The 19,605-nt window shown below is 64.3% G+C and carries 19 protein-coding genes and 1 pseudogene; 8 read left to right on the forward strand and 12 right to left on the reverse strand.

The features are described from left to right. Positions 1-2 precede the first annotated feature (2 nt). Both BVC93_RS17900 and BVC93_RS17905 read right to left on the reverse strand, forming a co-directional pair. Positions 3-899, reverse strand: a complete 897-nt coding sequence (locus tag BVC93_RS17900) for an HAD family hydrolase (RefSeq protein ID WP_083738653.1) — start codon at positions 897-899, stop codon at positions 3-5. Next, positions 900-2,429 carry an arylsulfatase gene (locus tag BVC93_RS17905; protein WP_083738654.1) on the reverse strand — a complete coding sequence of 510 codons (1,530 nt, stop codon included), beginning with the start codon at positions 2,427-2,429 and terminating at the stop codon, positions 900-902. It lies immediately after the preceding gene. A gap of 158 nt (positions 2,430-2,587) precedes the next feature. Between BVC93_RS17905 and BVC93_RS17910 the strand changes: the two are divergent. Next, positions 2,588-5,034: pseudogene (locus BVC93_RS17910) on the forward strand (arylsulfatase). Between the two features lie 3 nt (positions 5,035-5,037). Here BVC93_RS17910 and BVC93_RS17915 read toward each other — a convergent pair. The 4 genes from BVC93_RS17915 to BVC93_RS17930 form a co-directional block, all read right to left on the reverse strand. Then, positions 5,038-6,135, reverse strand: coding sequence for a 3-beta-hydroxysteroid dehydrogenase (locus tag BVC93_RS17915; RefSeq protein WP_192860026.1), 1,098 nt, complete (start codon positions 6,133-6,135; stop codon positions 5,038-5,040). 43 nt (positions 6,136-6,178) lie between these two features. Further along, positions 6,179-6,409, reverse strand: a complete 231-nt coding sequence (locus BVC93_RS17920; RefSeq protein WP_083741128.1) for an exodeoxyribonuclease VII small subunit — start codon at positions 6,407-6,409, stop codon at positions 6,179-6,181. A 67-nt stretch (positions 6,410-6,476) separates the two neighbouring features. Beyond that, positions 6,477-7,700, reverse strand: coding sequence for an exodeoxyribonuclease VII large subunit (gene xseA / locus BVC93_RS17925; protein WP_083738655.1), 1,224 nt, complete (start codon positions 7,698-7,700; stop codon positions 6,477-6,479). Continuing rightward, positions 7,697-8,248 carry a lipid droplet-associated protein gene (locus BVC93_RS17930; protein WP_083738656.1) on the reverse strand — a complete coding sequence of 184 codons (552 nt, stop codon included), beginning with the start codon at positions 8,246-8,248 and terminating at the stop codon, positions 7,697-7,699. The genes xseA and BVC93_RS17930 overlap by 4 nt, the downstream gene beginning before the upstream one ends. A gap of 339 nt (positions 8,249-8,587) precedes the next feature. Here BVC93_RS17930 and BVC93_RS17935 point away from each other — a divergent pair, with 339 nt between their 5' ends. Then, positions 8,588-9,607 carry a 4-hydroxy-3-methylbut-2-enyl diphosphate reductase gene (locus BVC93_RS17935; protein WP_083738657.1) on the forward strand — a complete coding sequence of 340 codons (1,020 nt, stop codon included), beginning with the start codon at positions 8,588-8,590 and terminating at the stop codon, positions 9,605-9,607. Between the two features lie 3 nt (positions 9,608-9,610). Here BVC93_RS17935 and BVC93_RS17940 read toward each other — a convergent pair whose 3' ends face one another. Further along, a complete protein-coding gene (locus BVC93_RS17940) occupies positions 9,611-10,735 on the reverse strand; it encodes a DUF6542 domain-containing protein (RefSeq protein ID WP_083738658.1) in 1,125 nt (374 codons plus the stop codon). Positions 10,736-10,818: 83 nt separating this feature from the next. Between BVC93_RS17940 and ychF the strand changes: the two genes are divergently transcribed. The 4 genes from ychF (at position 10,819) to BVC93_RS17960 (ending at position 13,869) form a co-directional block, all read left to right on the forward strand. Continuing rightward, on the forward strand, positions 10,819-11,892 hold the full coding sequence (gene ychF / locus BVC93_RS17945; RefSeq protein ID WP_083738659.1) for a redox-regulated ATPase YchF: 1,074 nt from the start codon (positions 10,819-10,821) through the stop codon (positions 11,890-11,892). A 272-nt stretch (positions 11,893-12,164) separates the two neighbouring features. Then, a complete protein-coding gene (locus tag BVC93_RS17950) occupies positions 12,165-12,593 on the forward strand; it encodes a hypothetical protein (protein ID WP_083738660.1) in 429 nt (142 codons plus the stop codon). 57 nt (positions 12,594-12,650) lie between these two features. Then, positions 12,651-13,220: a GNAT family N-acetyltransferase gene (locus tag BVC93_RS17955; RefSeq protein ID WP_083738661.1), complete on the forward strand. Its 570-nt coding sequence runs from the start codon at positions 12,651-12,653 to the stop codon at positions 13,218-13,220. A 193-nt stretch (positions 13,221-13,413) separates the two neighbouring features. Further along, the gene (locus BVC93_RS17960) at positions 13,414-13,869 is read left to right on the forward strand and encodes an acetyltransferase (RefSeq protein ID WP_083738662.1); all 456 of its coding nucleotides are present in this window, start codon (positions 13,414-13,416) and stop codon (positions 13,867-13,869) included. Positions 13,870-14,091: 222 nt separating this feature from the next. On the opposite strand, the gene BVC93_RS17965 is transcribed toward BVC93_RS17960, so the two are convergent. Next, the gene (locus BVC93_RS17965; RefSeq protein ID WP_083738663.1) at positions 14,092-15,003 is read right to left on the reverse strand and encodes a DMT family transporter; all 912 of its coding nucleotides are present in this window, start codon (positions 15,001-15,003) and stop codon (positions 14,092-14,094) included. Between the two features lie 79 nt (positions 15,004-15,082). Then, positions 15,083-15,760 carry a guanylate cyclase gene (locus BVC93_RS17970; protein ID WP_083741129.1) on the reverse strand — a complete coding sequence of 226 codons (678 nt, stop codon included), beginning with the start codon at positions 15,758-15,760 and terminating at the stop codon, positions 15,083-15,085. A 53-nt stretch (positions 15,761-15,813) separates the two neighbouring features. Here BVC93_RS17970 and BVC93_RS33610 point away from each other — a divergent pair, with 53 nt between their 5' ends. After that, positions 15,814-15,975: a hypothetical protein gene (locus BVC93_RS33610; protein WP_170314326.1), complete on the forward strand. Its 162-nt coding sequence runs from the start codon at positions 15,814-15,816 to the stop codon at positions 15,973-15,975. Here the strand turns inward: BVC93_RS33610 and BVC93_RS17975 are convergent, their stop codons facing one another. The 3 genes from BVC93_RS17975 to BVC93_RS34085 all read right to left on the reverse strand — a co-directional run bounded on the left by BVC93_RS17975 (position 15,976) and on the right by BVC93_RS34085 (position 18,392). Continuing rightward, positions 15,976-16,581: a TetR/AcrR family transcriptional regulator gene (locus BVC93_RS17975; protein WP_083738664.1), complete on the reverse strand. Its 606-nt coding sequence runs from the start codon at positions 16,579-16,581 to the stop codon at positions 15,976-15,978. Between the two features lie 245 nt (positions 16,582-16,826). Next, on the reverse strand, positions 16,827-17,690 hold the full coding sequence (locus BVC93_RS17980) for an alpha/beta hydrolase (protein ID WP_083738665.1): 864 nt from the start codon (positions 17,688-17,690) through the stop codon (positions 16,827-16,829). A gap of 93 nt (positions 17,691-17,783) precedes the next feature. Next, on the reverse strand, positions 17,784-18,392 hold the full coding sequence (locus BVC93_RS34085; RefSeq protein ID WP_083738666.1) for a TetR/AcrR family transcriptional regulator: 609 nt from the start codon (positions 18,390-18,392) through the stop codon (positions 17,784-17,786). A 494-nt stretch (positions 18,393-18,886) separates the two neighbouring features. Here BVC93_RS34085 and BVC93_RS17990 point away from each other — a divergent pair, with 494 nt between their 5' ends. Then, on the forward strand, positions 18,887-19,597 hold the full coding sequence (locus BVC93_RS17990) for an MlaE family ABC transporter permease (RefSeq protein ID WP_083741130.1): 711 nt from the start codon (positions 18,887-18,889) through the stop codon (positions 19,595-19,597). Positions 19,598-19,605 lie beyond the last annotated feature (8 nt).

Consider the following 19,605-nt stretch of genomic DNA (forward strand, 5'->3'; position numbering starts at 1 on the left):
CCTCAGTTGCCAAAAATCCGGTTCCAGTCCTCGCGCATGCTGGCCACCATCCAGCTGTCGGCCGCAGCCTGTCGGAGTGCCCTTTCCGCGCCTGCGGTGTAAGCGAATTCTCGTGCGGTGTCGTCATGCTGGACCAACATCGCCATCGACGGCCATCGACCGGACATGGTGTACTGCAGCATCTCGATGTCCCCATTGGAGTTGCCGGCCGCGAAGATGGGACGCCGACCGGTCCGGCCCCAGATCCGCACCGGCTTCACCGGACCGTCATCGAGGAATTCCGGGGTGGCCGTCGTTCTCAGATGTCCGTCCACAAAATCCAGGCCCACGGAACTGCCGATCACCCGTTCCGGTGGTATGCGGTACAACTGCGCGGTCACCGGCCGCATGAAGTCGCGGCCACCTCCAGAGACGATGAACGAAGTGAACTCTGCCTTCTCGAGGAACCGCAACAGTTCGATCATCGGTGCGTAGGTGCAGTCGGTGTAGCGGCGACCCAGAGTGGGGTGGCAGGCGTCGGCGAAGAAATCCCTGACCCGCCGCGCGTGCTCCTCGACGGTCAGTCCCGCGTAGGCGGAGAGCATTCCGCGTGCCAGGACTGCCAGCGCGGAGTCGTCTCCGTTGTAGTGCTTGGTGACTGCGTTGTCGAACCAGGCCAGATCTCCCTGAGCGGCGGCGCGATACGGCTCGGCGTCGAGCAGGCCGGGATCTGCAGCTGCCTGCTCGGCGAGTCGACGGATCAGGAAATCGAGCTGGATGTAGGCGGGCTTCTCGCACCACAACGTTCCGTCGTTGTCGAACACCGCGATTCGATCTTCGGGGGCCACTTCGGCCGCGGCACGATGCACGAATTCGATGATCGCCGACTTCGCCGGCCCCTCATTCCACGAGTCCAGCATCTAGTCCTTCGCCAGAAAATCCTGGAGCTTTTCCAGCGCCTGATCGATGGTGAAGCTGGCCGGTGGATGCCTGGGCGGGAACTCCTTGAAGGACTCGAGGAACTGCGTCACGATCACGCTGGCGTAGAACACCAGGAACGCACGGCGAATCATCCAGTCGTAGTAGGTGTTCGACGTGATATCGGCGCGTTCGAAGGGGTCGGTGCGCAGGTTGAACAGTTTCGGCACGCGTAGCGGCGTGAACGGCTCGGCCCACACTTGCAAAGTGCCCTGGCAGCGTTGCTCCTGGAAAACCACCTTCCAGTTGTCGTAGCGCAGACCCAGGACGTCGCAGTCGTCGGAGAAATAGATGAAGCCCTGGCGCGGGCTGTGCTCGTCGAGACCAGTGAGGTACGGCAGCAGGTTGTAGCCGTCGATGTGGACCTGGAATCCGTCGTGGCCTTTCTTCAACTTGTCCACGATGTCCGGATCACCCGCGGCGGCGAGGAAGGTCGGTAGCCAATCATGGTGCTGAACAATCTCATTGGAGATGGACCCGGCGGCGATCTTTCCGGGCCAGCGGATCATCTCCGGCACCCGGAACGCGCCTTCCCAGTTGGTGTTCTTCTCGCTGCGAAACGGTGTCGTCGCGCCGTCGGGCCAGCTGTTGGCATGCGGTCCGTTGTCGGTGGAGTAGATGACGATGGTGTCCTCGGCGATGCCGAGTTCATCCACTGCGTCCAGGATCTGCCCGACATGGCGATCGTGGTCGATCATCGTGTCGTGGTACGGCGACTGCCAGCGCCCGGCCTGCCCCACGCTCTCCGGCTTGGTGTGGGTGAATAGATGCATGTGGGTCATGTTCATCCACACGAAGAACGGAGTGTCGGCCTCGACCTTGCGTTTGATGAAGTCGATGCAGGCGCCGGTGGTCTCGTCGTCGATGGTCTCCATGCGCTTCCTGGTCAGCGGCCCGGTGTCCTCGATGCGCTGCTTGCCCACCGGCCCCCAACGGGGATCATCGGGCTCGTCGGACACCTCCTCGGTGGCCCAGCTGCGGATCACGCCACGCGGTTTGGCCGCGGCATACATGCGCGGGAACACCTCTGGGTCGGGGTAGTCCTCGTTCTCCGGCTCCTCCTCGGCATTGAGGTGGTACAGGTTGCCGAAGAACTCGTCGAAACCGTGCGCGGTGGGCAGGTATTTGTTCAGGTCGCCGAAGTGGTTCTTGCCGAACTGGCCGCATGCGTAGCCAAGCGGCTTGAGGAGTTCGGCGATGGTGGGATCCTCGGCTGCCCAACCGATGTCGACCCCGGGTACGCCGACTTTGCTCATCCCGGTGCGGTAGACGCTCTGGCCGCTGATGAACGCTGCCCTGCCCGCGGTGCAGCTCTGCTCACCATAGGAGTCGGTGAAGCGCATGCCCTCGGTGGCGATGCGGTCGATGTTCGGGGTGCGATAGCCCATCAGGCCGTCGCTGTAACAGCTGAGATTGGTGATCCCGATGTCATCGCCCCAGATGACCAGGATGTTGGGTTTATCGCCCGGCATGTCTGCCTCCGCCCGTGCTGGTGGGTCACTCGAACACTAGGCGATCAGGCGTTCAAAGAACATGCCGTCATGTCGGATCTCAGGAAATGCTCATGACGATCCGCGAAGGGAGTTCAAAGCGGCGAAATGTCAACGTCGGCATGGGCTTGTGTGTAAGGCTGACAGTCAGTACCGAGTCGGGACAGGAACATTTTCGAGTGCACCGCGCAGCAGGTGTACCGGTACCTTCTACGCTCCGGGCTCAGGTCGATTCGAGATGTGGCCGACTCCAGGAGGCTGACGCGGTGAACGAGGATTTTCACGGCAGGATCGAACTCGACGTCCGCGATTCTGTCGCGGATTGGACGCCATACGAGCTGAAGAAGGCGCCGGAGGGCGCGCCCAACGTCCTTGTTGTTCTCTATGACGACACCGGCATGGCGTCATGGTCGCCGTTCGGAGGCCGGATCAACATGCCGGTGATGCAGCGGTTGGCCGACAACGGCTTGATCTATTCGCAGTGGCACACCACGGCGTTGTGCTCGCCCACCCGGTCCTGCTTCCTGACCGGCCGCAACCACCACGTGAACCGCTGCGCCTCCATCACCGAGGCGTCCAACGGATTTCCCGGCTCTGCGGCGCGGTTGCCCGCCGAGTGCGCCACCGTCGCGCAAGTGTTGCAGGACAACGGATACAGCACGTTCTGGGTGGGCAAGAACCACAATGTGCCCGAGGAGGACGTCTCCAGTGGCGGCAGCCGCTCCGAGTGGCCACTGCAGAAGGGCTTCGACCGTTTTTACGGTTTCCTCGGTGGTGAGACCAACAACTGGTACCCGGACCTCGTCGAAGACAATCGATTCATCGACCAGCCCTATGGGCCCCAGGACGGCTATCACCTGTCCAAGGACCTCGCCGATCAGGCTCTGCGCATGCTGCGTGACCAACAGGCCACCAACCCGTCCAAACCCTGGTATCTCTGGTTCTGCCCCGGAGCCAACCACGCGCCGCACCACAGCCCTGTCGAGTACGCCGAGAAGTACAAGGGCATGTTCGACGACGGGTACGAGGCCTACCGGGGTTGGGTGCTGCGGCGGATGGTCGAGAAGGGAATCCTGCCCGAAGGTACCGCGATGACGCCGCTCAATCCGTTGCCCGCCGACGTGGCTGTCGAGGCGGACTCGGTGCGGCCGTGGGACTCCCTCAACGCCGACGAGAAGCGACTGTTCGCCCGGATGGCCGAGGTGTTCGCCGGATTCTCCGAGTACACCGACGCCCAGGTCGGAAGGATCGTCGATTACCTGGAGCGCACCGGCCAGCTGGACAACACGTTGATCTTCTATTGTGCGGACAATGGCGCGTCCGGTGAAGGATCGCCCAACGGGTCGGTCAACGAGAACAAGTTCTTCAACGGCTATCCCGACGAGTTGGCGGAGAACATGAAGTATCTCGACACCCTCGGCGGCCCGGACACGTACAACCATTACCCGACTGGTTGGGCGGTGGCGTTCTCGACGCCCTTCCAGATGTTCAAGAGGTATTCGCAGTTCTCCGGTGGCACCTGTGATCCCATGGTGGTTCACTGGCCGGCCGGGTTCAAGGCCAAAGGTGAAGTGCGACAGCAGTATCACCACGCCACAGACGTAGTCGCCACCATCCTGGACGCCGCGGGACTGGAGATGCCCGACACCTACCGGGGCGTGAGGCAACGCCCGCTGGATGGCGTTTCGATGCGGTACAGCTTCGATGCAGGCGATTCTCCGACCGCCAAGAAGCGGCAGTACTACGCCATGCTGGGAACCCGAGGTATCTGGCAGGACGGCTGGAAGGCGGCAGCCATCCATGTACCGCTGAGCTCGACCGGGCACTTCGACCAAGATCGTTGGGAGCTCTACCACGTCGACGAAGATCGGTCGGAATCAAAGGATCTCGCCGCAGAGCAGCCCGAGAGGCTGAAGGCTCTGGTCGCGACCTGGTTCGACGAGGCCGAGAAGAACTTTGTCCTGCCCCTCGACGATCGATCGGCCACCGATCTGTTGACCATCGAACGGCCGCAGTCCGAGCCCACCCGTAACCGCTATGTCTACTATCCGGGCACCGCACCGGTGCCCGAAGGCGTCGCGGTCAACGTCCGCGGGCGCTCCTACAAGATCATCGCCGACGTCGACATCACCGCCGACGCAGCCGGTGTGATCTTCGCCCACGGTTCACGATTCGGCGGACACGCCCTCTTCGTCAAAGACCACAAGCTGCACTACGTGTACAACTTCCTGGGCATCAAGCCCGAACAGGAATTCATCTCGGAGGTACTGAGCACCGGTCGACATGCACTCGGCGTCGAGTTCGTCAGGGAAAGTGCCGGCGAGCACGGCGAGTCACACGGCACCACGACGCTGTATGTCGATCAACAGATTGCGGCGAAGGGTTCGATGCGGGCGCAGATCGGCAAGTTCACCCTCGCCGGTGACGGGTTGTGCATCGGTTACGACAGCGGCGACAATGTGTCGTCCCACTACGTCAATCCCGGAACATTCACCGGGGAACGATTCTGGGAGTGGCGGTGGATGTCGGTGAGGAGACCTATCTCGATCTCGAAAGGGAGGCTGCTGCGGCGTTTGCTCGCGACTGAGCTTCAGGCGCGCACAGGCTCGCCCGCGGCGGCTTTCATCTTCGCGAAGAGGTCGGTGTAGTAAGGCAGGCACTCACGAAGCGCTTGCTCGGTGGTGAACAACGGTTCGTAGCCCAGGTCGCGGCGGGCCTTGTTGATAGAGAAGTAGTTGTCCAGCGAAATGCGTTCGATGGCAAGCGGTTCCAGCAGCGGCTTGGGCAATCCGAACCGGAAGTGCAAGAACTGCCACACGGTCATCACCGTCAAGACCAATCGCGCCGAGATTCGGAACGTCGGCCATGGTTGCCCGCATGCCTGCACCACCGGTCGGGAGAACTCGAACATGTTGATGGGCTCACCGTCGTTGATGAAGTACGCCTGACCGGGAGCCGTGCCGCCCGGCACCAGATGCTCGGCGGCCAGGATGAACCCGTGCACCAGGTTGTGCACGTAGGAATTGTCCAGCTTGACGTTCTTGTTGCCCACCAACACTTTCACGTGTCCAGCGAGTACCGACTCGAACACCTTGCGGAACATGGTCTGGTCGCCGCGGCCCCAGATGCCCGACGGCCGGATGGAGCACGTCAGCAACCCGTTTTCGCCGTTGGATGCCAGCACGAATTTTTCCGCCACCACCTTGGTCTCGGTGTACAGGTCGTTGAACCGACTGGTGTAGGGCATGGTTTCATCACCGCCGGAGATGTTTTGGCCGCCCATCACCACGCTGTTGGACGCGGTGTAGATGAATCGCGACACTGCGGCTCGTTGGGCAGCGTGCACCAGGTTCTTGGTGCCCTCGACGTTGACTGCGAAACTGCGCCGCCGGTACTCCTCTGTCACCGAGGCGCCACCCATCAGATCGATGATGGCCGCCGTGTGGAAGACCGTGTCGACACCCTCGACAGCGCGGGCCACGTCCGCGGGATTGCAGATGTCGCCGACGAATGTCGTCAGGTTCGGGTGGGGCTCGACCGTGGACGGCACCCGGTCGAAGGAGTGCACCTGCAGCCCACGGTGCAGGAGTTCGGTCACCAGGTTGGCGCCGACAAAACCGGAGCCGCCGGTGACCAGGACACGTCCGAGCTCGGTGGTCAACGTTGCATCGCCCATACCGGGCAGCATACGTGACGAACTGAAACAGGTTCTAGTTTATCCCGAAGGGGTATCAGTCGTCATCGGGGTCGTCCTCGTCGCCGGCCAGCGCGTCCTCCACGCGCCGACGAGCTCCAGCTAAGTGTTCCTCGCAGCGTTTGGCCAGCTTCTCTCCTCGTTCCCACAAAGTCAGCGACTGATCAAGATCCAGTCCACCCTGTTCGAGCGTGCGGACGACGTCGATCAGTTCGTCACGGCACTCCTCGTAGCCGAGCTCGCTAATGGGAGTAGTCTCCTCGGTCATTTCAGCCCCTGTCTTCTGGGCCCGGCCTACGTTCGCCCTCGTCCCCGTCTGCTTCGCCGGGGGATCTTCAGGGCTCCGAGACCGGGCCATCACTGACTGCTGTCACTGCTCCGTCCGCCACCCGGATACGTAGCCTCGTCCCGGCTGGTGCGTCGGCAACCGTACGCAACACATCCGTTCCGACCTGCACCACCGCGTAGCCCCGCGCCAGCGTCGCCGCCGGGCCCAGGGTGCTCAGGCGCGCCGACAGGTGCTCGACCCGGTCGGTCTCCGCGGCGATGAACCTGGTGACGTCGCGGCGCAGCGCCGCTCGTGCCCGTTCGATCTCGTGACCCCTGTCGTCGATCGCGCGCAGCGGATCGGACAGCACCGGACGGCTGCGCAGCTGCGCGATGTGGTGCTCCTCGCGGTGCACCCAGTTCCGCAGGGCCCTGGCGCTGCGTAGGCGCAGGTCGGCGACCAGCCGCTGCTCGGCCACCGCGTCGGGGACCACCTTCTTCGCCGCATCGGTCGGGGTGGCGGCGCGCAGATCGGCCACCAGGTCGCACAGCGGGTTGTCCGGTTCGTGGCCGACGGCGCTCACCACCGGTGTGGTGCACCTGGCGATCTCGCGGCACAGCGTTTCGTCGGAGAACGGCAGCAGGTCCTCGACACTGCCGCCACCGCGGGCCAGCACGATCACGTCGACATCCGGATCGCGGTCGAGACCCCGCAGCGCCTCGACCATCTGCGCCACCGCGGTGGGCCCCTGCACGGCACTGTTGCGGATGGCGAACCGCACCGCAGGCCACCGCGCCGTCGCCACCGACACCACGTCGTGCTCGGCGGCGCTGGCTCGCCCGGTGATGAGCCCGATCTGCGACGGCAGAAACGGCAACGGCCGCTTCAGGCGGGGATCGAACAACCCCTCGGCATCGAGCAGCCTGCGTAGCCGCTCGATCCGAGCCAGCAGTTCACCCACGCCGACAGCGCGAATCTCGCTGATACGCAAGCTGAATGAGCCATTGCGGGTGTAGAACTGCGGCCTGCCCAGCATGATCACCTGGGTGCCTTCGGTCAGCGGTACCGGCGCGTTGACCACCAGGTCACGCGGGCAGCTCACCGTCAGCGACATGTCCGCCGCCGGATCGCGAAGCACCATCCACGCCGTGGTGTGCCGCACCTTCAGCTCCGTCAGCTGACCTTCGATCCACACCATGCCGAGCCGGTCGATGTACTTGGCCACCCGGGTGGCCACGGCCCGCACGGGCCAGGGATTGTCGGGAGACTTCCCCTGTTCGGGTTCGGTCACTTGGCCGAGGCGCGGGTGATCCTGTTGGCCAGCAGGGTCTGGAACGGGGCGCGCGCCTTGGTCGACTCTTCGTAGGCCAGCAGCGCCTCGAGGTCGGCCACCGACAGCGACTGCAGCCGGGCCCGCAGCTGTGCCAGCGTCAGCGCCGTGTAGTCGATGTCTGCAACGATTCCTGGCGCGTCAGCCGAGGGCTCGGGGGTGCTCACCGTATTCACCGGCGACTCGTCCTCGGTCACCGAGTACAGCGCAAACCGGCCCTCGGTGAGGCGTTCGCCGTTGGTCTCCGGCGCCGCCGTCGGGGACTCGTCTTCGTCGAAGGTGGCCCACTCCGGGTATTCGTCTTTGGGAGGAAACAGGTTCTCCAGGGTCTCGTCGCCCTTGATCACCAGGTCAGCGACGTCCTGCTGGACCTTCATCACCAGCTGCGCCATCTGACTCATGAGCGTCATGGGGTAGGTGACGATGGTCTGCGGCAGTTTCATGGTCTCTTCGACGGCGGTGGCCGCTACTCCCACCAGCAGGCGAACTCCGTACGGTGCAGTAGACATGGCAGCCAGCGTATCTCTGACCGGTCGATGAGCCCGAGGGACGAGGGGGAGGGAGGGCCGGTCGCGTGTTTCTGACCGGTCGATGAGCCCGAGGGACGAGGGGGAGGAGGGCCGGTCGCGTGTTTCTGACCGGTCGATGAGCCCGAGGGACGAGGGGGAGGGAGGGCCGGTCGCGTGTTTCTGACCGGTCGATGAGCCCGAGGGACGAGGGGGAGGGAGGGCCGGTCGCGTGTTTCTGACCGGTCGATGAGCCCGAGGGACGAGGGGGAGGGAGGGCCGGTCGCGATTCTCTGAGCTGCCAAGTGGCCCGGTTAGACCGCGGGAAAGTACCCTGGCACCATGCCGCCTACCGTCAACATGGGGATTCCCGGAGCCACTCTGGCAGTGGCTCGATCTTCTGGGAACCAGAAGGTGGCCAAGCGAGTCCTGCTCGCTGAGCCGCGCGGCTACTGCGCCGGCGTGGATCGTGCCGTGGAAACCGTCGAACGTGCGCTCGAAAAGCACGGCGCTCCGGTCTACGTCCGCCACGAGATCGTGCACAACCGCTACGTCGTGGACACACTGGCCAAGGCAGGTGCCGTCTTCGTCGAGCAAACCGACGAGGTGCCCGAGGGTGCCATCGTGGTGTTCTCGGCCCACGGTGTCGCGCCCACGGTCCACGAGGAGGCGGCGGCCCGCAATCTGAAGACCATCGACGCCACGTGCCCGCTGGTCACCAAGGTGCACAACGAGGCCAAGCGCTTCGCCCGTGACGACTACGACATCCTGCTCGTCGGCCATGAAGGCCACGAGGAGGTGGTGGGCACCGCTGGTGAGGCACCCGATCACGTACAGGTGGTGGACAACCCCGACGCTGTGGACAAGGTGACCGTTCGTGACCCGAACAAGGTCATCTGGCTGTCGCAGACCACGTTGAGCGTCGACGAGACCATGGAGACAGTGCGCCGGTTGCGGGAGAAGTTCCCGACGCTGCAGGACCCTCCCAGCGACGACATCTGCTATGCCACCCAGAACCGTCAGGTGGCCGTCAAGGCGATGGCGCCCGAATGTGAGCTGGTGATCGTCGTCGGCTCGAAGAATTCATCGAACTCCGTCCGCCTGGTCGAGGTGGCGCTCGGTGCCGGCTCCGACTCGTCCTACCTGGTGGACTACGCCGAAGACATCGACCCGGCCTGGCTCGAAGGCGTCACCACCGTCGGCGTCACCTCGGGTGCGTCGGTGCCCGAGATCCTGGTGAAGGGCGTGCTGGAGCGGCTGGCGGACTACGGCTACGGCACGGTACAGCCGGTCACCACCGCCAACGAGACCCTGGTCTTCGCGCTGCCCCGCGAGATCCGCCCGGCGCGCCGCTCTGTGTGACGTTCAGGCGTCGTAGCGCCAGCGATCCGAATCCAGACTGTGCTTGGCGCGCGTGCGCGGCCGGGTGCGGTGTTCCACCCGATCCTCGCCCTCAGTGGTGTCCCCTCGGTAGCGCACGCGTGACACCGGGTGATGCGTGCTTCCACCGTTGGTCGCGGGACGCCGCCGCGGCGCCTCGTAGGGCTCGGGCGGGTAGGGCTCATAGGACTCATGACGATCGGGGCGCCGACGGGGCCGCTCATAGGAAGTCCGAGCATCCCACTCCCTGGGGCTGCGGTCACGCGGATCCCGCTCCCGTGGCTCGCGTTCCCGCGGGCGGTAGTCCCCCCTAGAGCGTGAACCGGGCTCACGTGGCTCACGTGGCTCACGTGGACGCCGCCGCGGAGCCTCGGGGTCCACGTCGCGCACAGGGCGGCGCTTGCGCGGCGGCTCGGCTTCCAGGTCATCGATCGGTGGACGGGCGTGCCGCGAGCGGGTGGCCGGCGGGCGCTTGGGGCTGCGGGAGCTGGTGGAACGGCGGCTGGTGCTCTTGCGGGCTGCGGACCGGTCGACCTTGTGCGCACGAGGTTGCTCGTCGCTGTCCTCGATATCCTCGGGATCGGTGCCGTTGATCAGCGCCGACAGCTTGGCGCGTAGCCCGGCGAACGCGGGTGTCGCATGGTCGTCTGCGCTCTCCTCGTCGGTGTCAGGCGCTGAACGCGAACCCAGATACCAGCGACCCGCACCGATCAGCAGCACCACCGCCGACGTGGTGAGCATCAACACAAAACGTTCGATCAACGGGTAGCCCGCGTTGATCAGGATGTCTCTGATCCCGGAGATGTTCGCCTGGTGGAACAGGAAGTAGGCGCCGGGGACCGCCACGAACAGCAGCAGTGGCGGCTGCACCACAGCGGTGAACAGACCGTTCTGCCGTACCGCCAGCACCGCCGCAACACACCCGATGACATAGAGCGCCGCGAAGACGGACGTCAGCTCCTTGTTGCCGGATCCGGCGTCGAAAGCGAACCCGATGACGGTGGCGGTGACAGCGATGACGATGGCTCCCCACCACGGCACACCGCGGAAATTCGGGTGCACCGAGCGCTGGGCGGCCGGTACCGTCGGCCTCGCTCTCTGTGCTGACACACGACGACCGTACCGGCTTTGTATGCGGGACGACGGCCAGCGCCCGTCCGACCCGCATGTCGAGTCTCTACACTTTGGGTCCTGTGAGCTTGAACCTGGGAATCGTAGGCCTGCCCAACGTCGGAAAATCGACGTTGTTCAATGCGCTGACGCGCAACAACGTGCTGGCCGCCAACTATCCATTCGCGACCATCGAGCCCAATGAGGGCGTGGTTCCGCTGCCCGATCCCAGGCTCGGTGAGCTGGCGAAGATCTTCTCGTCGGAGAAGCTGGTGCCTGCGACTGTGACGTTCGTCGACATCGCCGGCATTGTGAAAGGCGCCTCCGAGGGTGCCGGACTGGGTAACAAGTTCCTGGCCAACATCCGTGAGTCCGACGCCATCTGTCAGGTGGTGCGGGTGTTCGCCGATGACGATGTGGTGCACGTCGACGGCCGGGTGGATCCCGCGGCGGACATCGAGATCATCAACACCGAACTGATCCTGGCCGACATGCAGACACTCGAGAAGGCCATTCCGCGGTTGGAGAAGGAAGCCCGCAACAACAAGGACCGCAAGGCCGTGCACGAGGCGGCGGTGGCGGCGCAAGAGGTGCTCAACTCCGGTACCACCCTGTTCTCGGCAGGCACCGACACCGCTCTGCTGCGTGAGCTGAACCTGATGACCACCAAGCCGTTCCTGTACGTGTTCAACGCCGACGAGACGGTGCTCACCGACGAGGCGAAGATCGCCGAGCTTCGCGGGCTGGTGGCTCCGGCCGACGCGGTGTTCCTGGACGCCAAGATCGAGGCCGAGTTGGCCGAGCTGGACGACGAGTCCGCCATGGAACTGCTGGAGTCCATCGGCCAGACCGAGAAGGGTCTGGATGCCTTGGCGCGCGCGGGTTTTCACACGTTGAAGCTGCAGACCTATCTGACGGCCGGGCCCAAGGAGGCCCGCGCGTGGACCATCCACCAGGGGGACACCGCACCCAAGGCCGCCGGGGTGATCCACACCGACTTCGAGAAGGGCTTCATCAAGGCTGAGATCGTGTCGTTCGACGACCTGGCCGCCGCGGGTTCGATGGCCGCCGCCAAGGCTGCGGGCAAGGTGCGGATGGAGGGCAAGGACTACGTGATGGTCGACGGCGACGTGGTGGAGTTCCGCTTCAACGTGTGAGTCGAAGCCGGTTAGGCCCGGCCAGCGAAGCGATCTGCCATTCGCAATGTTCCGCTGACAGCGTCGCTACGCATATATATGCATAGCGGAGCTGTCAGCGGAACATTGCGGACGGGCACCGTCGCTCGGCCCGCGGCAGACGCTGTTCGGCTGCGGAATCTGGTGGACTTCCGGTTCAACGTGTGAGTCGAAGTCAAGGCGTAGACCCTCCTGCTGGACACCTGTCCAGATATCGTGGTCATCACCTTGATGAGGACGGAGATGGGGCAGAGATGAGCAAGGTTCCGAGCCGGGAGGCCCGCTTGGCGCACGCATCCAAGCACGCCGATCTGTGGAATGCGGGCAAGAAGGACGAGTGGGTGGCGTCATGGCGCACCATCTGTCCCGGGGAGGTTCGCATGTTCGACCCCGTCGGCACCGAGGAGAAACACGGTTTCGCAGCCGCCACGTCGGATGCCTTCGACATGTTTCAGTCGATCCTCAAGATCAAGATGATCACGGTTCAGGTCAATGGGAACGAGATGGCATGGGTGTGCGAGAACCACTTCGGCAAGGAACCGAATGTCGGCGTTGCGCACAGCATCGAGACCTTCGCCTGGGACGACGACGGGAACCTACTCATCAAGACCTATTACCCGATGCCGGAATCTGTCGGTGGCGATGCCGACCCATACGCCCATCTGTTGGAGGGCCAGAAGTAGTCAGCGTGGTGGAGTTCCGAGTTCATACAACGTCTGATTCGCGGAGAAGAACTGAGCATGGAGTTCAACATCAGAGATGCCACAACGGTTGATCTTGACCAGGCCGCTCGCACACTGGCTGCAGCCTTCGACACCTATGCCTGGACCCGGTGGTCGATTCCGGAGGATGGCTACCGAGGTCGCCTGGAACAGCTGCAGCGGCTGTACCTCGGCTACGCACTCGACGAGGGTGTTGTGCTGGTCAGCGACCAGCTTCGTGGAGTGATTGCACTGCTTGCACCGACGGCGTCTCCGCCGACGGCCGAGTTCCAGGATCAGGTTGCACGTTTGCACGGCGGGCGACTTGCAGACGTAGCACGAGTAGCGACTCCGGCTCCGCCGGAGAGTGCCTGGAACCTGGCCACGCTGGGCGTCCCCCCCGATGATCAGGGTAAAGGCCTCGGCGCTGCACTTGTTGCGGCCGGCCTGGCTGCGATTGACGGATCCGACACCGGCAACGTCGCGCTGGAAACGTCGGATGAGCGCAACGTACGACTTTACGAGCGTGCTGGGTTCGCGGTCACTGCAACGACAGCCATCGCTGAGGGGCCGGTGGTCTACTCCATGTTTCGCCGCGCTCGTCCTTGATGGACCTACGTCTGGGGACAGCTCCGCTTCAGGATGCAGCTGGACCGATGCCGTCAAAGATCCGACGACGAACTACTCGCCATTGCTGCCGAGCTGACAGATGCGCATGGGATTGCCGCTGCGCAAACGGGTTTGTGCACAGCGCCCACAGCTGCGGGCTACGCGGGACAAGTGCTCGCCTAGTGTCATACGCATGTCGAGTGAGGTTGTGATCCGAAAAGTTCGGGGAGCGGAGGACTTCCCGGTGCTCGTGGACATATGGCGCAGCGCGGTGGCCGCCACGCACGATTTCCTCGAGGAAAAGCATCGGGCGGACATCGAGGAACGCCTGGCCACGACGTATCTACCTCACGTGAACCTCGTTGTCGCAGAGCGCGATGGCGAGCCGGTCGGCTTCGCGGGAACGGATTCCGGGAAACTGGAGATGCTGTTCGTTGACGCCGAATCCCGCGGGAGCGGTATCGGAACCGCACTGTTGGAGCATGTAATTGCCACGCACGACGTGGTTTCTGTTGATGTCAACGAGCAGAACGACCAGGCGGTCGGTTTCTACGCACATGCAGGTTTCGTGGTGGTTGGGCGCAGCCCGGTCGACGGAGACGGACTGCCCTACCCGTTGTTGCACATGACGCTTCCTTGTGAGAGTTAGGCGAGCGCAGCGATTGGTGTCGCCAGCAGCGATCACGATCCTGCAGACAACCTCGTACTGATGCTGACTCCGCCGCTGGAGTTGGGTCGGTGGGCGTGGACGGTCCTGCTGGTGAACACGGTGAGCGTGAGAGGTGGCTCGCGCTTCGCGAGGCTGAACTGGCGCGACGTCATCGGGTGGCCGATGAACGGGAGCGAACGCCTGGACCGCATCGACGAGAAACTAGACCGGTGGCGGCGCAGGCTCCTCGGGCGGTGGTCTGAGCGCCACCACCGCGGACAGGATCAGGATGCCACCTGCCACCGTCACCCAGGTCAGTCGCTCACCGAGTAGGGCAGCCGCCAGCAGTGCCGCCGACACCGGCTCAAGTAACGTCGCGACCGTCGCCGCCGAACCGGACGTGGTGCGCAACCCCAGGTAGAGCAACCCGTAGGCCAGGGCCATGGTTGCCACCCCGAGGTACAGCAGCAGAGCCCACGACGCCGCGTCTCCAGGGAGAACGGGTTCGTCGGTGACCAGTGCAAAAGCCAGGAACGGCGCCAGCACCACCGCGCCGGCGGTGGTGGCACAGGCGTTGAGGGATACCGCGTCCACCCGGACGGCCAGGTGGTGCCCCAACACCGTGGTCGCCGCGTAGGTGGCGCCCGACAGCACCGCCAGTCCGATGCCCAGCGCAGTGTTGCCGCCGGACGTCGGGGCCACGTGGTCGGCGCCGAGGCTGACCACTACGAGCCCGGTGAGCGCGGCCACCAGAACAGTCACGTCACGCGGCGTCGGGAGTGTCCTTCGCGTCGCGTGTTCCCAGGCTGCCGTCAGCACCGGCGCGAGTCCCAGCGCGACCACCGTCGACACACTGACACCGACCATCAACACGGAGACGAAGTAGAGGCCCTGATAGATCGCGGTGCCTGAACCGACCGCGACAGCCAGCAGCGGGTGGGTGCGGAACGTGGTGACCAGGGTGCGCCACCGGCGGGTTGCCAGCAGGAACAGCAGGACGGCCACAGCGGCCAGGAGCATCCGCCAGGCGCTCGTCGTCATGGCGCCGAGCCCGTCGCGGTTGTGCAGGAGGGTCGCCACCAGACCGCCTGTGCCCCAGAGCACTCCGGCGGTGCTGACGTAAAGCAGCCCCATCCGACTGGTTCTGGATTCTGGCGTCACCGCAACAACCTAGCGTCTGCCTGTTGTCGCCGTCGCGCGCATTTCCGGGCGGTCAGGCGCGCAGAACCGAAATCTCCTTGCCCAGTTCATAACCCGCCACCAAGGGCAGGTCGTCACCACTCCAGAACGAGCCGGGATCAAAGTAGTTCTCCCGTTTCTCGGTGTTGACCAAACCCATCTCCTCGTAGGTGATGGCCACGGTCTCAGCGCAGTAGGCGGTTTCGAGGCCGACCCGGCGGGTGGTCTTGCTTCGTTCTGCAGATTCTCGAACCTTCTTGTGTACGAACGGGATTCCGCGGGTCCAATCGCTCAGCGTGGGCAGTCGTCCCCGCATCCACCGACCGGTGAGGCGGGCGGTGGTGGGGAAGGCGGTGCCGTTCATCCGCGCGATCACCTTCAGCATGGCGTCTTCTTGGGCGCGCGTGGCATACGGCGAGAGCTGGCGCAGCCAGCACCGCTGCTCGTATTTGGTCATCCACTGCTCCACCGCGGCGCGCAGATCATTGAGTTGGACGCCGCGGTGGTTGGTGCCCGTCCACAGATCCAGGAGTTTGTCACCGAGTTCGGCGTGCCAGATCAGCGGCGGCAGGTCGTCGATGGCCACGGTCATTCCCACGTGGTTCACCGGAGCGTTGGTCATGGTCTGGATGGCCCGGTCGGGGCCGGAGCCGCCGCGAAACAACCAGATGTCACCGGTTCGGGTGACTTCCAGTGCCTTCTCCAGGGACACGCTGTGGTTCCCGATGCTCGCGCTCACCCCGGCAGCTTAGGCACACTGTCGGGGTGCGCAACGTATGGAAGTGGATCGGGCTGGCCGGTGTTGTCGGGGTGGCCGCCGGCGGTGTGCTCGTCGCCCGTGACCAGCGTCGGCGAAATGCATACACGCCGAACGAGATTCGCGCCCGGCTGCATCAGCGTCTGGCCGAATCGGAGTCCGGCTCCTGACTAGTGGCTCAGGGCCCGGAACCACAATGCGGTCAGCGTGTCGATCAGCACCTCGGATTCGACGGGCACGCTGGCGTCGATGATGGCAGCGTGCACCTGCGCCTCTGTTCCAGCCACCAGCATGGAGGCCACCAGCCCACGGTTGTCGTGAGCAACGTCGAGTCGCTCGAGGTGCCGCGCAACCTCCTGGGCTATCGCGGCGTTGGCGGTGCGCAATCGCTTCAACAGTGCTTCGGACCTGGGTGCACTGTCATACAGAAGGCGGTGAAGCTGCGGTTCCTCGACGTGCAACCGCACGTTGACTTCGATCCCGGCGCGCAGCGACTCCCGCAGATCGGGACGTTCCTCCCGTAGGCGGGAGAACACCGCCATCATCGATTCCTTGGCGCCCGCCAGATGCCGGTCCGCCAAGGCGTACAGAAGTGCGTCTTTGTCCGGGAAGTAGTGATACAGCGTCCCGATCGAGATGCCCGCGGCTTCGGCGACCTTGTTGGTGGTGGTGCCCGTGTAGCCGAGCTCCTCGAAGGTCTTGGCGGCGACGTCGAGCACACGCTCGTAGGTTTCGCGGGACCGTTGCTGTTGTGGAGAGTTACGTGGTTTCGGCATCTAGTTGCATTTATGTCGGTGAGCGCGTGATCTGTGTGATCGCCACTCGCGGCGTTATTCGCAACGTACCCCAGACTGCGACGCAGGCGCATCAACTGTCGATTTCAACTATCTTCACGCTATCGCCAAGTCCGGGAACGGGTATCGATAGAAATGTGCACCGGGTCGAGGGCGTGAATTGTGGAAGCGTGGTTCTGCATTTCCTCGGGTTGCGACACAATCACGTTGACCGACAACATGATCCATCAGCGAGTGACGAACTGGACCACCGCCTCGCTGAACGCGTCGTTGTCGTCGCCGGCGGCGGTATGGCCTGCGCCGGACAGTTCGATGAACTCCGTCCTGGGAACTTTCTGTAAGAAATCGTTGACCCCCTCGGCGCTCACCACGTCGGAGAGCTTGCCGCGAATCAGCAACAGCGGAATCTGCAGGCCCATCGCTGCCTCTTCCAGCTTGTCGGTCCGTTCGAACGGGTCGTCGGCGGGTTTGGTGAGGAAGGCAGGGTCCCAGTGCCAGTACCACCGGCCGTCGCGCTGCCGGAGGTTCTTCTTGAGGCCTTCGGGGCTGCGCGGCTTGCTGCGATGCGGCAGGTACTCGGCAACGGCATCGGCGGCCTGCTCAAGCGAGTCGAAACCGTGCACGTGGTTGAACATGAAGTCCCGGATGCGAGCGCTGCCGGATTTCTCGAACCGCGGAACGACGTCGACGAGCACCAGCTTGGCGACACTTTGCGGGCCGGCTTGGCTGGCCACCAGGATGCCGGTCAGCCCGCCCATGCTCGCGCCGATGATCACCACCGGCGGGCCGACGGCTTCGATCAGTGCGTGGACATCGGCGGCCAGGCTCTCCAGCGCATAGTCGGCGTCGGGGGAGCGGTCGCTGTCGCCGTGGCCACGGGTGTCGACGGCGACGACGTGGAAGCCCCTGTCGGCGAGTACCTGCCCGGTCTTCTTCCAGGAGTGTCGGTTCTGGCCGCCGCCGTGCAGCATCAGGATCGACGGACGGGGTGGCGGGAAGGATCCAGACCCCGACTCCCGCCGGTTCCATTCGTCGGCGACCAGGGTGAGGCCATCGGCGCCGGCAAACTCGACTGTCGTGGGTGTGGTCAACAGTGCGTCCTCTCGATACCTCGGGTATCCGACGTTACGACGCCAGCTGCTCGGGCTGTACACGTGGGGGCCTGAGCTGCGTCGCCTGGCTCGTCAGGCCAGCAGGCGGCCCAGATGGGCTGCCGCGGCGTCCATCACCGCCGTCGCCGATATGTGGTCCTCGCACATCATCACCTGTGCCGCCGACTCGGTGAGCACCGCGATCAACACCCGCATCAACAGGGCCCCGTCGGCCGAGGCATCCAGGTCCAGGTCGGTCAGTAGGTCGCGGAACCAGGCCTGCATGCTGTCGCGACGGATGCGCTCGTACCCGGGCGGTACGTCGTCAGCGGAGAGGATGGCCGCGACGTCGCGGTGCACCCAGATCGCCTCCAGATAACCGCGGGTCTGCGTGTCGAAAGTGGCGTGTGGCCCTGCTTCGGCCAGCTGGGTGCCGACGGTGTCGCTGAGCCTTTCGTGGATGGCCAGGAACAGTTCCGACTTTCCGCCGAAATGGTGATAGATGCTGCCGATGCTCGCACCCGATGTGGTCACCACGTCACCGATGGTGGCGGCGGTGAAACCGCGTTCGCGGAATACCCGGGCGGCGGCATCCAGAATGCGTTGTTGGGTCGCCGTCGTCTTGGCCCAGCGGCGCCGCTTGACGTGTGTCAATTCCGGCTGGCGGCCGGAACCGCCATCGGTCGTCAACGGCGCGGTCATATACGGACGCTAACGCCGGAATCGCCATTAGTTGTGTTATTCGGAATAGCGTTCTAGAACCGTGATCATTTTCCGTGCCAATTTGTCATTCTGCAATTCTCATTCGCGCATTCCGGGGCTTCCAATTTGCTGGCGGACGGCTTGCGGAACCGATGTGACGCAGATCGCGCAGACCCTGCGCTTCGGTGCGCTCGATGTGCGAAGATCGCAGGCGTCACAGGGTGGCCGCAGGTGAGGCTTCGCCGAGGTCACGCAAAGTGTTGCTCGTCTTGAAATGCGTGGTGTACGTTCTTCGGGCGGTCTGTGTCATGAGTCACAGTTTTGGCGGGAAGAGGGTCTGTGTCGGAGGGAAATCAGCGGCTCATGCGTTTGATGCACGTCCGGTCGATATCTCAGACGAACACGGGCAGAAACGGCTACTCGGAAGGGCGCGTTTAGTGGCCACGCCGGAGTTGATCGCCAAGCCGGTGCGCTCCGTCGGGGGCTTCTTCGCGATGACGCTGGACACCTTCGTCGCGATGTTCCGCCCGCCGTTCGCGTGGCGTGAGCTGATCCTGCAGACCTGGTTCGTGGCCCGGGTGTCGATCGTGCCGACACTGATGCTGTCGATCCCCTTCACGGTGCTGTTGGTCTTCACCTTCAACATCCTGCTGGTCGAGTTCGGCGCCGCCGACTTCTCCGGAACCGGAGCCGCCATCGGCACAGTCACCCAGATCGGCCCCATCGTCACGGTGCTGGTGGTCGCGGGTGCCGGCGCCACCGCCATGTGCGCCGACCTCGGCGCCCGCACCATCCGTGAGGAACTCGACGCGCTGCGCGTCATGGGCATCAACCCCATCCAGGCCCTCGTCGTGCCTCGAGTGCTGGCCGCCACCATCGTCGCGCTGATGCTCTCGGCCTCGGTGGTGGTGGTGGGCATCGCGGGTGGCTTCTTCTTCTCGGTGTTCGTTCAGCACGTCACCCCCGGTGCGTTCGTCGCGGGCCTCACCCTGATCACCGGCCCCGCCGACGTCATCATCTGCCTCGTCAAAGCCACCCTGTTCGGCCTCTCGGCAGGCTTGATCGCCTGCTACAAGGGCATCTCCGTCGGCGGCGGACCGGCGGGTGTCGGCAACGCCGTGAACGAGACCGTGGTGTTCACCTTCATCGCCTTGTTCGTGATCAACGTGCTGGCAACGGCGGTGGGCGTGGAGGCCGACGTATGAGGATGCCA

The organism is Mycobacterium sp. MS1601 (assembly GCF_001984215.1).
Taxonomy (GTDB): domain Bacteria; phylum Actinomycetota; class Actinomycetes; order Mycobacteriales; family Mycobacteriaceae; genus Mycobacterium.

Coding starts and splice junctions, on each gene's coding strand:
- BVC93_RS17900 (WP_083738653.1), bottom strand. CDS start 899: ATGCTGGACTCGTGGAATGAGGGGCCGGCGAAGTCGGCGATCATCGAA.
- BVC93_RS17905 (WP_083738654.1), bottom strand. CDS start 2,429: ATGCCGGGCGATAAACCCAACATCCTGGTCATCTGGGGCGATGACATC.
- BVC93_RS17915 (WP_192860026.1), bottom strand. CDS start 6,135: ATGCTGCCCGGTATGGGCGATGCAACGTTGACCACCGAGCTCGGACGT.
- BVC93_RS17920 (WP_083741128.1), bottom strand. CDS start 6,409: ATGACCGAGGAGACTACTCCCATTAGCGAGCTCGGCTACGAGGAGTGC.
- BVC93_RS17930 (WP_083738656.1), bottom strand. CDS start 8,248: ATGTCTACTGCACCGTACGGAGTTCGCCTGCTGGTGGGAGTAGCGGCC.
- BVC93_RS17935 (WP_083738657.1), top strand. CDS start 8,588: ATGCCGCCTACCGTCAACATGGGGATTCCCGGAGCCACTCTGGCAGTG.
- BVC93_RS17950 (WP_083738660.1), top strand. CDS start 12,165: ATGAGCAAGGTTCCGAGCCGGGAGGCCCGCTTGGCGCACGCATCCAAG.
- BVC93_RS17955 (WP_083738661.1), top strand. CDS start 12,651: ATGGAGTTCAACATCAGAGATGCCACAACGGTTGATCTTGACCAGGCC.
- BVC93_RS17960 (WP_083738662.1), top strand. CDS start 13,414: ATGTCGAGTGAGGTTGTGATCCGAAAAGTTCGGGGAGCGGAGGACTTC.
- BVC93_RS17965 (WP_083738663.1), bottom strand. CDS start 15,003: ATGGGGCTGCTTTACGTCAGCACCGCCGGAGTGCTCTGGGGCACAGGC.
- BVC93_RS17975 (WP_083738664.1), bottom strand. CDS start 16,581: ATGCCGAAACCACGTAACTCTCCACAACAGCAACGGTCCCGCGAAACC.
- BVC93_RS34085 (WP_083738666.1), bottom strand. CDS start 18,392: ATGACCGCGCCGTTGACGACCGATGGCGGTTCCGGCCGCCAGCCGGAA.
- BVC93_RS17990 (WP_083741130.1), top strand. CDS start 18,887: ATGACGCTGGACACCTTCGTCGCGATGTTCCGCCCGCCGTTCGCGTGG.